The 15,181-nt window shown below is 54.0% G+C and carries 12 protein-coding genes, 2 pseudogenes and 1 riboswitch; of the genes and pseudogenes, 4 read left to right on the forward strand and 10 right to left on the reverse strand.

The window, feature by feature from the left end; translation table 11 throughout:
• Position 1 precedes the first annotated feature (1 nt).
• The 4 genes from BJP58_RS14805 to BJP58_RS14820 form a co-directional block, all read right to left on the reverse strand.
• Positions 2-571, reverse strand: coding sequence for a TetR/AcrR family transcriptional regulator (locus BJP58_RS14805; RefSeq protein WP_194544511.1), 570 nt, complete (start codon positions 569-571; stop codon positions 2-4).
• A 192-nt stretch (positions 572-763) separates the two neighbouring features.
• The gene (locus BJP58_RS14810) at positions 764-1,570 is read right to left on the reverse strand and encodes an energy-coupling factor transporter transmembrane component T family protein (protein ID WP_194544512.1); all 807 of its coding nucleotides are present in this window, start codon (positions 1,568-1,570) and stop codon (positions 764-766) included.
• Positions 1,567-3,243, reverse strand: coding sequence for an ABC transporter ATP-binding protein (locus BJP58_RS14815; protein WP_194544513.1), 1,677 nt, complete (start codon positions 3,241-3,243; stop codon positions 1,567-1,569). The genes BJP58_RS14810 and BJP58_RS14815 overlap by 4 nt, the downstream gene beginning before the upstream one ends.
• Positions 3,236-3,865, reverse strand: coding sequence for an ECF transporter S component (locus BJP58_RS14820; protein WP_071222437.1), 630 nt, complete (start codon positions 3,863-3,865; stop codon positions 3,236-3,238). Before BJP58_RS14820 ends, BJP58_RS14815 begins: the two co-directional genes overlap by 8 nt.
• Before the next feature lie 90 nt (positions 3,866-3,955).
• Positions 3,956-4,068, reverse strand: a riboswitch (TPP riboswitch).
• Between the two features lie 164 nt (positions 4,069-4,232).
• On the opposite strand from BJP58_RS14820, the gene asd reads away from it, so the two are divergent.
• Positions 4,233-5,096: an archaetidylserine decarboxylase gene (gene asd / locus BJP58_RS14825; RefSeq protein WP_233355082.1), complete on the forward strand. Its 864-nt coding sequence runs from the start codon at positions 4,233-4,235 to the stop codon at positions 5,094-5,096.
• Between the two features lie 20 nt (positions 5,097-5,116).
• On the opposite strand, the gene BJP58_RS14830 is transcribed toward asd, so the two are convergent.
• The 3 genes and pseudogenes from BJP58_RS14830 to pdxR all read right to left on the reverse strand — a co-directional run bounded on the left by BJP58_RS14830 (position 5,117) and on the right by pdxR (position 8,971).
• Positions 5,117-5,971 (reverse strand): SDR family oxidoreductase, encoded by an 855-nt coding sequence (locus BJP58_RS14830; RefSeq protein ID WP_194544514.1) that lies wholly within the window; start codon positions 5,969-5,971, stop codon positions 5,117-5,119.
• Positions 5,972-6,661: 690 nt separating this feature from the next.
• Positions 6,662-7,446, reverse strand: a pseudogene (locus BJP58_RS14835) (helix-turn-helix domain-containing protein).
• A 59-nt stretch (positions 7,447-7,505) separates the two neighbouring features.
• Positions 7,506-8,971: pseudogene (gene pdxR, locus BJP58_RS14840) on the reverse strand (MocR-like pyridoxine biosynthesis transcription factor PdxR).
• Between the two features lie 125 nt (positions 8,972-9,096).
• Between pdxR and BJP58_RS14845 the strand changes: the two are divergent.
• From BJP58_RS14845 to BJP58_RS14855, 3 genes are all read left to right on the forward strand, one after another.
• Positions 9,097-9,711, forward strand: coding sequence for a pyridoxamine 5'-phosphate oxidase family protein (locus tag BJP58_RS14845; RefSeq protein ID WP_194544515.1), 615 nt, complete (start codon positions 9,097-9,099; stop codon positions 9,709-9,711).
• 127 nt (positions 9,712-9,838) lie between these two features.
• Positions 9,839-11,137 (forward strand): aminotransferase class I/II-fold pyridoxal phosphate-dependent enzyme, encoded by a 1,299-nt coding sequence (locus BJP58_RS14850; RefSeq protein WP_194544516.1) that lies wholly within the window; start codon positions 9,839-9,841, stop codon positions 11,135-11,137.
• A gap of 172 nt (positions 11,138-11,309) precedes the next feature.
• Positions 11,310-11,426 carry a sporulation protein YjcZ gene (locus tag BJP58_RS14855; protein WP_083397722.1) on the forward strand — a complete coding sequence of 39 codons (117 nt, stop codon included), beginning with the start codon at positions 11,310-11,312 and terminating at the stop codon, positions 11,424-11,426.
• Between the two features lie 130 nt (positions 11,427-11,556).
• Here the strand turns inward: BJP58_RS14855 and BJP58_RS14860 are convergent, their stop codons facing one another.
• From BJP58_RS14860 to BJP58_RS14870, 3 genes are all read right to left on the reverse strand, one after another.
• Complete coding sequence (locus tag BJP58_RS14860) at positions 11,557-12,777, reverse strand: ABC transporter permease (RefSeq protein WP_194544517.1); 1,221 nt, start codon at positions 12,775-12,777, stop codon at positions 11,557-11,559.
• Positions 12,774-13,526 carry an ABC transporter ATP-binding protein gene (locus BJP58_RS14865; protein ID WP_071222429.1) on the reverse strand — a complete coding sequence of 251 codons (753 nt, stop codon included), beginning with the start codon at positions 13,524-13,526 and terminating at the stop codon, positions 12,774-12,776. The genes BJP58_RS14860 and BJP58_RS14865 overlap by 4 nt, the downstream gene beginning before the upstream one ends.
• 119 nt (positions 13,527-13,645) lie before the next feature.
• Entirely contained in the window at positions 13,646-14,992 is a 1,347-nt protein-coding gene (locus BJP58_RS14870; protein WP_194544518.1) for a DEAD/DEAH box helicase, read from the reverse strand.
• Between the last annotated feature and the right edge of the window lie 189 nt (positions 14,993-15,181).

Below are 15,181 nucleotides of genomic sequence, written 5' to 3' on the forward strand. Positions count from 1 at the left end.
CTCAAGACTCCTCCCGTTTCTCTGCAGCAATCCCGAATAGCAGGATGTCCATAACGGACTGCAGCAGCTCCCCCAGCGGCAATTGATGCTTCACCGTCGCCCTCGAATCGTAAATCTGATGGAGCGATCCGAGATACAGATCGATGAACAGCGGCATATGAATCCGTTTGATGCTTCCCTCGGCCATGCCCCGCTCCATCAGCTCGGTGACAATGCCCCATTCCTCTCGGAAAAAGGTGTCCAGCTTCTCCCATTGCGCATAATGCGTGCGCTTCAGATCCGGCAGCATCCCCAAATCCATCTGCTCCATCTCCTGGGGCAGACAGATTAGAATCTGGTGTATCTTCTCCAGAACGGTAAGCCCCGCATCCGCCGCAATTTCACGTTCGCGCTGCTGGATGTGCCGGATCATCCCGTCAATGATATGTTCAACAATCTCTTCCTTGGATGAGAAGTGCTCATAGATCGTCCGTTTACTAATGGCAAGGACGCGGGCCAGATCACTGACCGTAAACGTAAATCCTTGCCGCTGAATTAAGCGGATCGTTTCATTCAATATTCGCTCGCGCAAGTGAACTAACTCCCCTTCTGGTACCATAAATACTATTCTGGTACCATCAGTATTATAACGCCTCGATCAGCATGAAATCCAGACATGATTTTTTAAATATAACGGGGAAGAAGTTAGCTTAACTTTAAATCTCATAACAAAAAAAGCCCGCTTACGTAACGTAAGCAGACTCTTTTTGCTTTCACCAACCCTTTAATCAAACCGCACGTCGCCAATGCCGAACCATGGAAAATATCCGGATGCGGCATAAGCGAAAGCGGCGGCAACTGCAAGCAATCCGATAACCAGAAGATCATAGCGCGAATAACGCGACGGGTAATAATACGTTCGGGACTTCGCCTGATCGCCGTCGAATTGCTTGGCCTCCATCGCGGCGGCCACCCGATGGGCCCGGCGGATGCTCTGTGCCAGCAGCGGCACCACATACAATCCTGCGCGGTTCACCATGCCGCGAATCCCGCGAATCGGGCGGACTCCTCGTACCTTCAAGGCTTGGCGGCGAATCACATATTCCTCCCATACCATTGGCAGCAGCCGGATTGAAGCCATGAAGCTGTAAGCATACTTGGGCGCCAGCCGCAGCTTCTGCATCAGGCTGTAGAATAAATCCACCGAGGACGTTGTGGTCACGAGCAGCAGCCCCTCCGAGGCAAAGGCAATTCCCTTAAAGCCCAAATGCAGCCCCCGGTAGAAGCTTTCTTCCGATACCCGGAACAACCCCCACTCCCACCAGATCGTCTCTCCCTTACCGAACAGCATCATGGAAGAGGCGGACGATATGAAGGCAAGCAGAAACGGAATGAAGAACAACAGCATTTTCCACGGCTTCACCCCGCTGAGCACCACGAGACAGACCATAAAGATGAACGCCTGATACAAAACAAAATCAAGATCATGGGTTAACACCGTCATGAAAAACAGCGCACAGATCAGACCCAGCTTCACCACCGGATTCGCCCGGTGCAGCCAAGTGATCCGCACGGGATTCCATATGTTCATGCGTTCACCCCCGTGAGGCGATGATCGGCCGCGGCTAAGGTACCCCGGGGGTCGGCAGCGCCGTTTGCTCCCTTAGCCGCCTGCCGGGATTCAATCCCGCCAGACCAGCGCGGGGAAGGCATGCTCGAGGTCAGCTGTCCCTCCCGTATTTCCCATATATGCGTGGCGACCCGCTGCGCGATCTCCATTTCATGCGTCACCATGAGAATGGCGGTTCCCGCACGACGCAGCTTCTCGCACATCTCCAGAATCGCGAATGTATTCCGCGCATCCTGTCCGAAGGTCGGCTCATCCAGAAGCAGGACGGACGGCTGTCTTGCCATGGCCGTAGCCACGCTCAAGCGGCGCTTTTGGCCTGTCGACAGCTGGTACGGATGCCTGGCCTCCAAGCCATTCAATCCAAAACGTTCAAGACAGCGCTCGGCCTGCGCCTTCGCTTCCTCCGGCGGCACATGATCCACCAGCAGCGAGTAAACCACCTCATCGCCGATGCGCTCCGTCAGGAATTGAAGCTCCGGATTCTGAAACACGAATCCGATTTGGCGCAGCTGCTGCTCTCTCTTCTTCCGCACCTTCCTGCGTTTGCCTTGAATGACCTCTTCCCCGCAGAGCATATAGGTCCCTTCGGCGCGAAGCAGCCCCATCAAACTGAGCAGCAGCGAGCTTTTACCTGCTCCGTTCGGCCCTACCACCGCAATGAATTGTCCCGGAAACACCTCGGCCGAAGGGAGGTTGATGACCGGTTTATCCCATCTCATTCCCCTGAAATTCGCCAGTTGAATGACAGACTCCCCACGTTGAGCATACGGCGGAGCAGCCTCATGCAGGAGATTACCGCGCTCATCGCCAAGCGCATCAACCGGAGCAAACAGCTCTCTGCCCGCCCGGGTCTGCGCATAATCTTCCCATACGCCGGGATACCAGATTCCATAGGCTTGGAGTTCCCGCTCGAATTCTGCGAATATCGCTGCCGGAGGACCTTCGCCCAGAATCACGCCATCCGGGCTGAACAGCACGACACGATCCACGTATCTGGCCATTTCTTCGATCCGGTGCTCCACGATGATCAGTGTCCGCCCTTCCGATACGGCCTTCACCGCCGACCAGATTTGCTCCCTTCCTTCCGGGTCGAGCAAGGCAGATGGCTCGTCAAGGAACAGCACCTCCGGCTCCAGCAGCAGAGCCGAAGCCAGCGCTAACCTTTGCTTCATGCCTTGGGACAAATGCCCGATCGGCATATGAAGCTCCTCAAGATCAAGACCCACCTCGCGGAGGGCCGCTTGCATCCGCTCCTTCATCTCATCGCGCGGGACACTTAGATTTTCCAGTACGAAAGCCAGCTCTTCATCCACGTACGGCATGCAGAACTGGGTATCCGGATCTTGAAATACATACCCCCAAGAGCGCGGAACCAGCTGCGACTCGCATTTCATCGGCACCTCCGTTGCGCGGGGAATCATCCCGCTAAGCACCTGCAGCAGCGTGGATTTGCCGCAGCCGCTCGGACCGAGCAGCAGCACCTTCTCCCCGCGGACAGCCGAGAAAGAGAGGTCTTTGAACATCAGTCGCTCCTCGCCCGGATACTTCAGACGCAATCCCTCCACATACACGGCCGGTTCCGAAACCATCTCAGCGGACTGAGCCGGAACCAGGCTAACCGTGGCATTAGACATGGCGCGGATCATCCAGTGCTTCGTAATCCTTCTTCGACGCAGGACGCAGCAGGGATGTGACGCCCGTGCGGTCCAAGGCTTTAGCCAGCAAGAGCATGAGCAGGCCTGCAATGACGGCACCGCTGAGTACCCGCATACCGTATTTGGCCAGGAACATCCACGTCTGCAGGTCATCGGTATAGCTGTAATAGAAGTCCATGATCATCGATCCGATGGCTGCGCCTGCTCCGGCAATCGCCAGCGTCCACGCCGAGGTGCTCCGATAACGGAACGCCGCGAATACCAATTCTGCCCCAAGTCCTTGAATGAGGCCATACAGCAGCAGAGTCAATCCCCAGCCGCTGCCAAACAGCACTTCCACGTGGGCAGCCGCCACTTCCGCAATGATGGCCACTCCCGGCTTACGGATTAGCAAGTAAGCAAGCGTGGCTGCAGCGAACCACATTCCGTATAACAACTCATCCGCTTCAAAGAACAGCGGTTTTAACAGATTGTAAACCGAACCCCAGAAGTGATAAATGACGCCAAGCACCAGCGATACCAACACCGTCACCAAAATATCGCTTAACCGCAGCCCTTTTCGGGGCTGAACCCCCAACTTCTCTTGCATAGATGTTCCCATAACCACACATTCCCCTCTCCACCTCTATTTTTGTATAAACACAACAAAAAACCGTCTGGAAAACGCGCAGACGGAAAAATAGGCCCTATGTAGGCAGGGTCGGATATTCTCTACGCTGGCATTACCCAGTTCAGATTAACGGTCAACAGCGGATAACAGCTGCAATCTCAGCCTGATTCACTCAAGCCCCCGTATTCCCTATTCGGTTTCATGTTAATCTTAAAATACACATTCGTTCTCCAATTAGCAAGAACCTTTTTTCAAAAATGGCTATTTATTGATTTCCAGCTCATTCTATGTCAATATCAGAGTGATTGGCTTTTCCACCAACGTTTATTGCTGACACCTATGCACAAAGGAGAATGACATGGCTAAACAATTGCTGCGTCTGATGACTGAGCTGTCCTCCCGCAAGTGGCTGTCCCGAATCATGGGGCATTGTTCCCACAGCCGGCTGAGCCGTCATCTAATACCTGCATTCATACGAATTTATCAAATTCCGGCGCATGAAGCGGAGAAAGAAATCCACGAATACCGCTCACTGAACGAATTCTTTTCCCGCCGGTTAAAAATAGGCCTGCGCGCCATAGACGACACCGCCGATGCCATGGTAAGCCCCGTCGATGCCACGATTTCGGCAATGTGCGCCGTTAATGCCGGCACCATTCTGAGCGTCAAGGGACAGGATTATACCCTGAGCGAGCTGCTCGCCAAATCACCGAGAATGGAAAATTACATCAACGGTTACGCATTTGTATTGTATTTAAGCCCAACCGATTATCATCGCATTCATTCCCCGGTAACCGGTGTTCAGGCGGAAAGCGAGCATCTAAAGGGACGCGTTTACCCCGTGAACGATTTTGCGATGACCCATATCCGGCACGTGCTCAGCCGTAATGAGCGCCTCATTACCTATATTGCGCATGAGTTCGGCGAAGTTGCCGTCGTGAAGGTCGGAGCCATGAACGTGAGCAGCATCCGTTATGCTGACGAGAACGTGAAGAAATACGAGATCGGCGATGAACTCGCGTACTTTGAATTCGGCTCTACCGTCGTGCTTCTGACAGAGAACGGCACGTTTACTCCGCGCGGTGACCTGGAACCCGGCTCCAAGGTGAAGATGGGAGAGCTGCTTGGTTTGCTACACCACACCCGTCCCCAACCAGAAAAGGGTAACGCCATTCACCTTACCAAGCTTCACCAAGCATCGCATGACAAGTTAAGGCCATGAATCATTCGCTGCATGAATGATTAACGCCTGTCCAGCATCCGATAAACGATCCGCTGAAACAGCCGATCCGGCAGCACGCCCTTGATCCATGCGGTCAGCCGCGTACCTCGGGGCAGCGTATAGCGGAACCTCGGTTTGGACATGGACGCAATGTTTGCCACAAGCCTGGCTACCTCCTGCGGATCCCCGCTTCCCCTGGCTGTCCGCTCGGAATAGTCCAGCACGCCCTTCAGCAGACCGCTGTAGGGTGATCCTTCCTTTACCGTAAGCTCCCCAAAACTTTTATTCCAGATCGGCGTGCCATAGGCACCGGGCTGGATCAGTACGACATCGATGCCAAAGGGCATCAACTCCATGGACAGGCTCTCACCAAACCCCTCCAGCGCAAATTTGGATGCCGCATAGGGACCATAACCCGGAAAGCCGACCACGCCGCTAATGCTGCTCATGAGAATGATTTTGGATCGTCCGGTCTTGCGCAGCAGCGGGAGCATATGCTGCGTTACCGATACGGTCCCGAAAAAATTCGTCTCCAACTGCTTGCGCCAGTCGCTGAGCGGTACTTCCTCCACCATGCCGCCTACCGCTTCGCCGGCGTTGTTCACCAGCACGTCCAAGCGGCCGAACTTCTGCTCTAACTCCCAAGCAGCAGCCTTGACTTGTTCCTCCAAGCATATATCCAGCTGGAATACGTGAATGCGTTTGACAACGTCTGCTTGTTCGGCTCGGGTCATCAGCTCTGCAGCCGCCTCCGGCCTGCGCAGACCCGCTGCCACGTCATAGCCCGCTTTTGCCAGCTCCAAGCTGATGAGCAGTCCGAACCCGCTCGACGCGCCCGTGATCAGCGCAACCTTTCCTGCTCCCGCCGTTACCACCGGATCACCGCTTGCTCCGCCAATGCCGCTCTCTCCGTCACACCCGTCACCCTTCCGTTATCCGAACTGCCTGTCCGGTCGATTACAACCCTGCGTTTAGCGCTTTATACATATCCCTAATATAACAAATTTTCGCAATGCCAACAGAGTCCCTATTCGTATATGCACCCTTTTACAACGTAATCAGACAGACTCCCTATTCCCATGTACATCCATTAAATAGCCCCACAAAGTGGAGCCTATGCTTCGATGCTTATTCCAAATACTTTGCGGGGACCCCAATACAAAATGCCCCACAAAGTGGAGCCTATGCTCCGATTGCTTATTCCAAATACTTTGCGGGGACCCTAAAAAACATATCAAAAAAAGGGAGCCATTTAGCTCCCTTTTGCGTTCATCCAGAGAAAAGCGTATATGATAACGGGATTCAATGTCCCCCGTATGTAGGCCTAGGTCTCGTTAAAACCACACATTCTGATGATCCTGAGTCGTTGTCTTCATGCGGCGCAAGCGATTTCTGAAAATACCGCAGCCACCGCGACTAAAGAAACGTCCACGCACCCGTCTTCTTGGGCTCATTCCTCTCTCCCCCCTTCAAAATGAAACTGTATGTCGTTTTTACCCTAAATCGCTTGCTATGAAACCCATTTGCCCTTCGACCCGCCAGGTAAGTTATGGAAGAGCGGGAAATCACCGAATCTCGGATGGGCTCTTGCCCGTATACTGCTTAAATTGCCGGCTGAAAAAGAATATATCCCGGTAACCCAGCGCGTCGGCTACCTCCGTTACGTTCATCCCTTGATGAAGCAGCAGATGCTGCGCCCGCTCGATCCGCATCTGAATGATGTAGGACTGCACCGGCGTGCCGATCAGCTCCTTGAACTTAATCGAGAAGTAACGGGGGACAACCCCGCTCTGGCCGCCAAATCCTCGACCCGATGGGGAACCCCCGGGTGCTGGCGAACGTAATTCGCGATTTCATGGATCGCCTCGGAAAGCTGATTGCTTGCTTTTTTGACCACCGGCTCAGCGAGATCCGAACGCAGCAGATGAATCATCAGCTGTTTCAGAATAAGCTGCCCCTCCTCCAATGATCCATAGGGCTTGTCCAGATACAAACGCACGTAGCGCGCGAGCAAATATTCGAAATCCATCGTTTCCGTCAGCTTGCGATAGGATGCAGGGATATGTTGAACCGGGTCGGCCACGTCAAAATGGATATATGTCAATACGAGCGGTTTCTGCGGATTATGCGTCGCGCTCGTATGATCTCCTGGTCGGAACAGGAAGCAGCTTCCTTTTCCCACGGCAAAGGGCTCGTCATTGAGCTCGACCGTGCCTTCACCGCTCCATACATAGAACAAGTCATAATTCTGCATGGGTCTTTCGCGTTTTTGCCATTTCCAGCCCGGCTCACATACGATTTTGGCAAGCGCAGGCATGATTATAAAAGAAGACGGCGATGCATTCAGCATCACGTCATAACCCCCTCATCTCATTCAAAAATTGACCTCTTTTCCATCATACCCGTTTTTTATGTTTTTTGCATGTCCCGCCATGCCTGCGCCATCCGCGCAACCCCGTCCTCGATGCTGGATATGCCGAGATGCGAGAAGCCGAAGCAGGCGGCAGGCGGCCCGGGCGCACGATGATAGGCCGCTGCATCCCGAAACATGACGCCGCGCTTGCGGGCAGCTTCCTGGAACAGGACATACTCTTCCGCGGAGCGCAGCCAGTTCGCGTAAACATGCAGGCCGGCATCGCCGGGATGAAGACGAAACAGTTCGGAGGCATGGGTATCCATCGCCTGGCGAAGCGCCCCATACCTCGCGCCGTACAGCCGGGTCATTCTTCTAAGATGCCGACCGTACCCCCCTCGCACAATAAAGCGCGCCAGCGCGCGCTGCTCTAATACGGCAGGTGAGATCGGCTCGTACAGAGCCTTGGCCTGCACGACCGCCTCAACCAGGCTTGGGGCAGCACGGCATACCCGATGCGGAGCCCGGTGAACATCGTTTTGGAGAACGAACCGACGAAGATGACACGTCCCTCGTTATCCAGCATCCGCAAGGGCTCAATCGGCTTGCCGCCCCAGCGGAACTCGCTGTCGTAATCATCCTCGATAATAAAGGCCTGGCGGCTTCGTGCCCAATTCAGCAGCGCCCTTCTTCGCTCCAGCGGCAGGACCGCGCCCGTCGGGTATTGACGGCTGGGGCTTACGACAAGCAGGCCGGCGTCCCAGTCACGCGGTATCAATCCGGCATCGTCGACGGGGGACGGCAGCGGAATTCCGCCGCTCAGGCTTATACCCCGGTGGATTCCCTGATACCCCGGATCCTCCATCACCACGTGATCGCCGGGATCAATCAGCAGCTGAAACATCAGGACAAGCCCCTGCATGGAACCGCTGAAGATCACGATATGCTCGGGATCGGCCTGTATGCCCCGCGTAAAGCGCAGGTGTCCGGCTATCGCCTGACGCAGTTCGGTATCCCCTTCCGGCGGCGCGCCGTTCTGCAGTTCGATTCCCCCGCTTCCGCCTGCGTAGGATAACGCGCTCCGCCACTCCGAATAGGGGAAATCCTCCATGGGCATCCTCGCATTCGCGAAAGAGATCGTACCCGGGGGAGGCTCCTCCAGCAGCTGCTGTGCCGAGATATATTCCCCGCTCTGGTTCATCAGGCGTTGTCCCCAAGCGGAGAGCACTGGCGCCCGCTCGGCCGATGGCGGCTGGTCTGCCATCGCAGCAATCCCTTCGGCAACATAAGTTCCGCTGCCCTGCCGGGATACGACGTAACCCTCGGCCATCAGCATGTCATAACACTGCGCGGCCGATCCCCTGGACACGCCATACAGCTTTGCAAGCTCCCGTGTCGCGGGAAGTCGGGTTCCTTCCGGCAGCTTGCCGCTATGAATGGCCGCGCGAATTGCGTGGTACAAAGCCAAATATTTATATCGATATTGTTCCACATAGGTCTCGAATGGCAATCCCAGCTCCATAATGACGACTCCTCTATTGTTATTTCTTTAAAATTGGACTATATAAATTACTCTAAATTGGCGCTTTTTCCTTGTCAATGTTCATCGTATGCTGTTAATCAAAATGATAGGGGGAGCGTTTAACCATGAGAAGAGACGAATTTACGATGGAGGATCAACAAGAAATTGAGGACTTCCTTAGCGGCATGAGCTTTGGTTTCCTTGGAACAGCCGATGAAGAGGGAATTCCGCGTGTAACGCCATTGAACTACGCCTATGTTAACGGTGCGTTCTATTTTCATGGCAGCCGGATGGGGGAAAAAATGGACCATTTGCGCCGGACGCCCGCCGTGTGCTTTACCATCGCCGATGAGTATGCACTAATCCCTTCTTATTTCTCCGATCCGGAGATGGCCTGCCCGGCCACGGCCTACTTTAAAAGTGTAACGGCTGTCGGCGAAGTGGTAATCGTGGATGATCTGGAGGAAAAAGCCCTTGCGATGGAGGCCCTAATGACTAAACTGCAGCCTGAAGGCGGATACCGCGCCATCGACGCGAATGACCGGGCTTATATCCCCAGACTGAAAGGGGTAGCCGTCATCAAGCTCGCTCCGCAGCGAATGAGCGCTAAATTCAAGTTCGGCCAGAACCTGAAGCCGGATCGGCTCCAGACCGTAGTCGAAGGGCTTGAATGCCGCGGCAAGGAGCGGGATGAAGAAACCGCCGGACTGATCTGCAAGTATCACCCTGGACTGCGTTAAAGCATTACAATTATCCGTGACGGTTCCTGGGGTAGGTGGTATAATGTTAGGCAATGAAAACGTAAAGGCAACTTGTCACCTGCACACTTACCTTAACCAAAAGTATTCGGAAGGAAGGAATCAGTTCATGAACCCATTGGTTGGTCAATTGAATGGAAAAATGCAAGCCGGCAATCCGCATGTGTACGACATGCTCTCCACACTCGGCAAAGAAATCTACTTCCCGAAAGAAGGCATACTGAGCCAATCTGCGGAAGCGACGAGCCATGCGAAAAAATATAACGCTACGATCGGTATTGCAACCGAAGGCGGAGTCCCGATGCATCTGGGCGTCATCCAGGACAAACTTTCGGCTTACCAGCCGAAGGATCTGTACCCGTATGCCCCTCCGGCAGGCAAGCCGGAGCTGCGCTCCGTATGGCGAAACAAGATGATTCAGGAGAACCCTTCGCTTGAAGGCAAGAGCTTCAGCAATCCGATCGTTACGAATGCGCTGACGCATGGTCTTAGCATCGTAGCCGATTTGTTCGTGGATGAAGGGGACGCCGTTATTTATCCCGATAAGAATTGGGAGAATTATGAGCTGACATTCGGCATTCGCCGCCATGGCATTCATGTAACCTATCCTCTCTTCACAGACGATATGAAATTTAACGCCGAAGGACTTCGTCAGGCTCTGCTGAGCCAGAAGGATAAAGGCAAAGCGGTCGTTCTGCTGAACTTCCCGAACAACCCGACGGGTTATACGCCTGGCGCTCAGGAAGGGGCCGCCATCGTGTCCGCAATCCAGGAAGCGGCCGAAGCCGGTATGAATATTGTGGTTGTTACGGATGATGCGTATTTCGGATTGTTCTTTGAAGATTCGCTGAAGGAATCACTCTTCGGACGTCTGGCAGGCCTTCACCCTCGCGTGCTTCCTGTGAAGGTTGACGGAGCGACCAAGGAAGAATTCGTATGGGGATTCCGTGTTGGCTTTATCACGTATGCGGCAGAAGATAAAGACGTGCTGGACGCATTGGAGCAGAAGACGCTCGGCATTATTCGCGCTACGATATCCAGCGCCTCCCACCCTTCGCAAACCTTTGTGCTGGAGGCGCTGAAGGCGCCGGAATTCCATGAACAGAAGGAAGAGAAGTTTGCCATCATGAAAGGCCGCGCCAACAAAGTGAAGTCCATTCTTGACAGCGGCAAATACGGCGATGTATGGGAATACTATCCGTTCAACTCCGGCTACTTCATGTGCCTGAAGCTGAACACGGTAAATGCCGAGGAGCTTCGTTCCCATCTCATCCATGAGTATGGCGTGGGAACCATCGCCCTTGGCGAGCATGATCTCCGGATCGCCTTCTCTTGTATTGACGAGGAGTATTTGGAGGATCTGTTCGACCTGGTCTACAAAGGGATTCAAGACCTGCAGAAGGTTTAATGATCCGCTGCATCCAACAACATAACCGTTCAAGCATAACAAAGACCGGGGAGAATCATCCCCGGTCTTCATTTTTTCTTCTGCCACAAATAAACGCTCGCCCATACACATAGACCATTAGCTACATACAATACCGTGTACTACAAATCAACGAACTGAAAGGGGAATGAACATGGGTGCAGTTGAAGAAGTAAGATACGGCGGCGGATACGGCGGTGGATACGGAGTTGGAGCAATCCTGGTTCTCTTTATCCTGCTCGTTATCATCACTCGTTCTTTCTGGGTGTAATGACAACTAGATAACAGCCTAACAGAAATCGCAGGTCGCCACACCACGCACTGCGATTTCTGCAACCGGAATAACCCATACTATAATTACAATAGAAGGCCGGGACGTTAACGTCCCGGCCTCTTCCCATTTATTCGTCGTCATCATCTTCACGTCGGCTCTTCCGGGCAGCAGCGCTTCGGAACAGAAATACAAGCACGATCCCCGCAGCCAGCGTACCCAATATACGTCCGGGGGCACTCAGGATGTCCGGAATGAGTGGGAGCCACAGGAGGACAGCCCAGAACAGCTGCACCTGGAAGATCAGTTTCCCTTCATTGTCGCGGCGCGTACCTTCCGGAAGCGGGTAGACATGCAGCCAGAACGATTCCGGGTGAAGCTTTCGCAGCGCAGACAGTTGGAGTCCGATAATCATCAGGCTGACCAGATACACAATCGCCGATACCAGACTCTCCCGGGTTGCCCACACAAGAAAGGCACCCAGCAAACCGACCCGAATCAGTATGCCCAGAATATCACTGCGCGTCAGGCTCTTAATGAGAAGAAAGCGATAGGCGCTTTCCTTCTTCCACGCCAAGCCCTTGCCCCATCCGGACAGCCATTTCCGCGCATGGACACGCTGCCCGCGCTGAGGCACATTCACGAACCAGCTCAGCACCATCATCACCCGGCTCGCCTGTCGCTCCTCAACGGCGATGAATCGTTCCCAAGCAACCAGGTGCCTGGCGGGTACTGACAAGGCCGCAACATACGTGAGGCCAAGCAGCGCCATGAACAGGAGGGCTCGGCCCGTTGGATGCCATAACCAGGCGGCTAAACTCAGCGCCGGAACGATCCAGCGGAGTACCCTGTAGGCTGCCGCCGCATTCCTTGACACCATAAGCTGCTCCTTCCAGCTGCCGAAGCTTGACAGCAGTTTAAACAGCGTCAGAACAACAAACGTTGCCAGCAGCGGTTTTGGCGAAACATCACTGCGTATGTATAGTGGCCATAGGATTAACATCACCAGTCCCAAACCGATGATTTTATAAATGACGCCACTGAACCATGCTGTACTGAAGTATTCCTTCATCCGGGATTCCTGCGGAATGAGGAACACCGTATCCGCCGGACGCAGATAGGTGCGGATGCTGCTGTTGATCATGAGGGGCACAAGGAAAATCATCATGATCCAGCGAATCGGCAGATCTGGCGGAATCTGCTGCAGTAGTGCAGTATACCAGGCAGCGAATGCAATCAGCAGAAACAGAAATACGACGGCTACCCCGCTCTGTATGACATAACCCAGATAGGGGAGAATTTCACCCCAGAACTGCCCGCGTCGTTTGACATACAGCTCACGCAGGTTCATTCGCCTTTACCATCCTGAATCAGCACATTAAACAGCTCCTCCAGCGACATCCCCGGCCTTCCGGCTTGGTCCTGGATTTCCTTCAGCGTTCCCTGAGCAATGATGCTGCCGCGGTGCAGCACGATGAACCGGTCGCAATAATTCTCAATCGTGGAGAGAATATGGGAGCTGAGCAGTACCGAAGCGCCGGACGCCTTCAGCTCCAGCATGAAGTCAAGCAGCGAACGTATCCCGAGCGGATCAAGCCCAAGGAAGGGCTCGTCAATAATGTACAGCGACGGTCTGGCGACAAACGCGCACATGATCATCACTTTTTGGCGCATACCCTTGGATAAATGCGTGGACAGGCTGTCCATCTTCTCTTCCATGCGGAACATCTTGGACAGCTGCTCCGAACGCGACTCATAATCTTCACGGGATACGCCATAGGAGCGCGCCGTAAACTCCAGATGCTCGCGTACCGTCATCTCCTCATACAGCAGCGGGGATTCGGGGACAAACGCCAAAGCGCCGTGATAAGCTTCGGAATGCTCTGCCCGGCTCTTCCCTTGCACCTGAATGCTCCCTTTTTGCGGGTTCATCAGTCCGAGAATATGCTTCATCGTGGTGCTCTTGCCCGCCCCGTTCAGGCCGATCAAACCTACCATCTCACCCGGTTCAACCTGAAAGGTTACATCATGCAGAACCGGTCGATTCATGCTATACCCGCCGCTTAACCCTTGAACAGACAATACCGGCTGTTCACTCATTATCGATCACCTCTTATTCTGAAAAGTCCGGTCCCTATGGATGTCGACCACATCCGATGAATCGGACCCGAAAAACAACATACCGGTTGCAAGCTCCGCATGGATGGAGCCTGCAGCCATTAGCTCCGTGGAGGCTTATTCTTCAGCCATTTCGGAGCGCCCTTGTTCTTGCGGTCCCGCTCCCTTTCACTCTGACGCTCACCCGAAGCCTTACCGCTTCCCGCCTTACCATTGGCGCTAGTGGAAGCAGGCTTTCGAGCTGGTTTCTCTTTTCGGGCAGGACCTCCGGCTGACCAACGCGGACCATGTCCTCGATCGGCCGGTGTAGCACGAGGAGATCTAACCTTCCCGCCATACAGAGCGCGTTCTTCAATCGATATGCCCAGCTCGCGATTGAACTTGCGCATGATGAACGTCTGACGGTCCGTTACGAGCGTGATCGCCATGCCGCTCCGACCCATGCGTCCAGTACGTCCTGCGCGATGTGTATAATGCTCGGCGTCAATAGGCGGATCGTAATTGATGACCATGCCGAGTCCTTCGATATCAAGTCCGCGGGCAGCGACATCGCTAGCCACCAAGAGCTTGGTACGCCCTTCTCTAAACGCATTCAAAACCCGGCTTCTAGTCATCTTGTCGGCATCACCATAGATGGCAGCCGCATTTAAGCCGAGGTAGTTCAGCTTCGCTTCAACCTCTGCCAAATCCTCGGTGGCATTGACGAAGACAATCGCACGGTCGGGATTGTAATGCCGGACTACGCGGCGCAGCATGTCCAACTTGTCACGCTCTTCGGTCACAAAATAATAATGCTCCAACGCGGACGGTGTCCGCTGCTCAGGATCAATCCCGATTTCGACCGGCTGATCCATCTCCTTCTTGACGAGCTCTGCCGTCTCCGGACTCACCGTGGCGGATAAGAATACCAATTGACGATCGCGTAATGCACTGCGCAGAATGCGATCCACATCCCCGGCGCCGCCCAGATTAAATACCTGATCCACCTCGTCCACTACGATCGTGCTTACTTGGTGCATCTTCAATTTCCGGATTTCGATCAGCTCCCGCACGCGTCCCGGCGTTCCTACGATCAGCTGCGGATGCAGCTTCAGCTTCTCAATCTGACGCTTGGCCGCGGCGCCCCCGATGAGACCGAGCACACCGATTCCGCGGGCTTCCCCGTAACGCTCGCTCTCTCTCACAATCTGTACGGCTAGCTCTTGTGTCGGAGCAAGAATCAATTTCTGTGTTCCCTTGATCTCCGGATCGATGCCCTGAAGCACAGGCAGCAAATAAGCCAGCGTCTTGCCTGTACCTGTCTGGGAAGTCGCAAGCACGTCCTTGCCTTCGAGTATGGGCGGTATAGCCTCAGCCTGAACGGGAGAAGGCGTGACAATGCCAAACTCCGTTAATCTGGAGGACAAATCCTCGGCTATTCCTAATGTATGAAATGTAGTTGCAGTCATATGTTAGTCCATCCTTTTTTTAGATATCAGAAGTCTATAATTCCAAAGCGCGTCTGCCTGATATCGCTAGAAAAAACCTTCCGATACATGTGGTTTGTTTACTTCATACGGTGGTAGCAGGCGTGTTTCCTACCAAGTTTTGATCACTCTTTTTCATTATATGCCAAAACAGGAGTCCTCACCAAATCA

This window comes from Paenibacillus sp. JZ16 (assembly GCF_015326965.1).
Taxonomy (GTDB): domain Bacteria; phylum Bacillota; class Bacilli; order Paenibacillales; family Paenibacillaceae; genus Paenibacillus_AQ.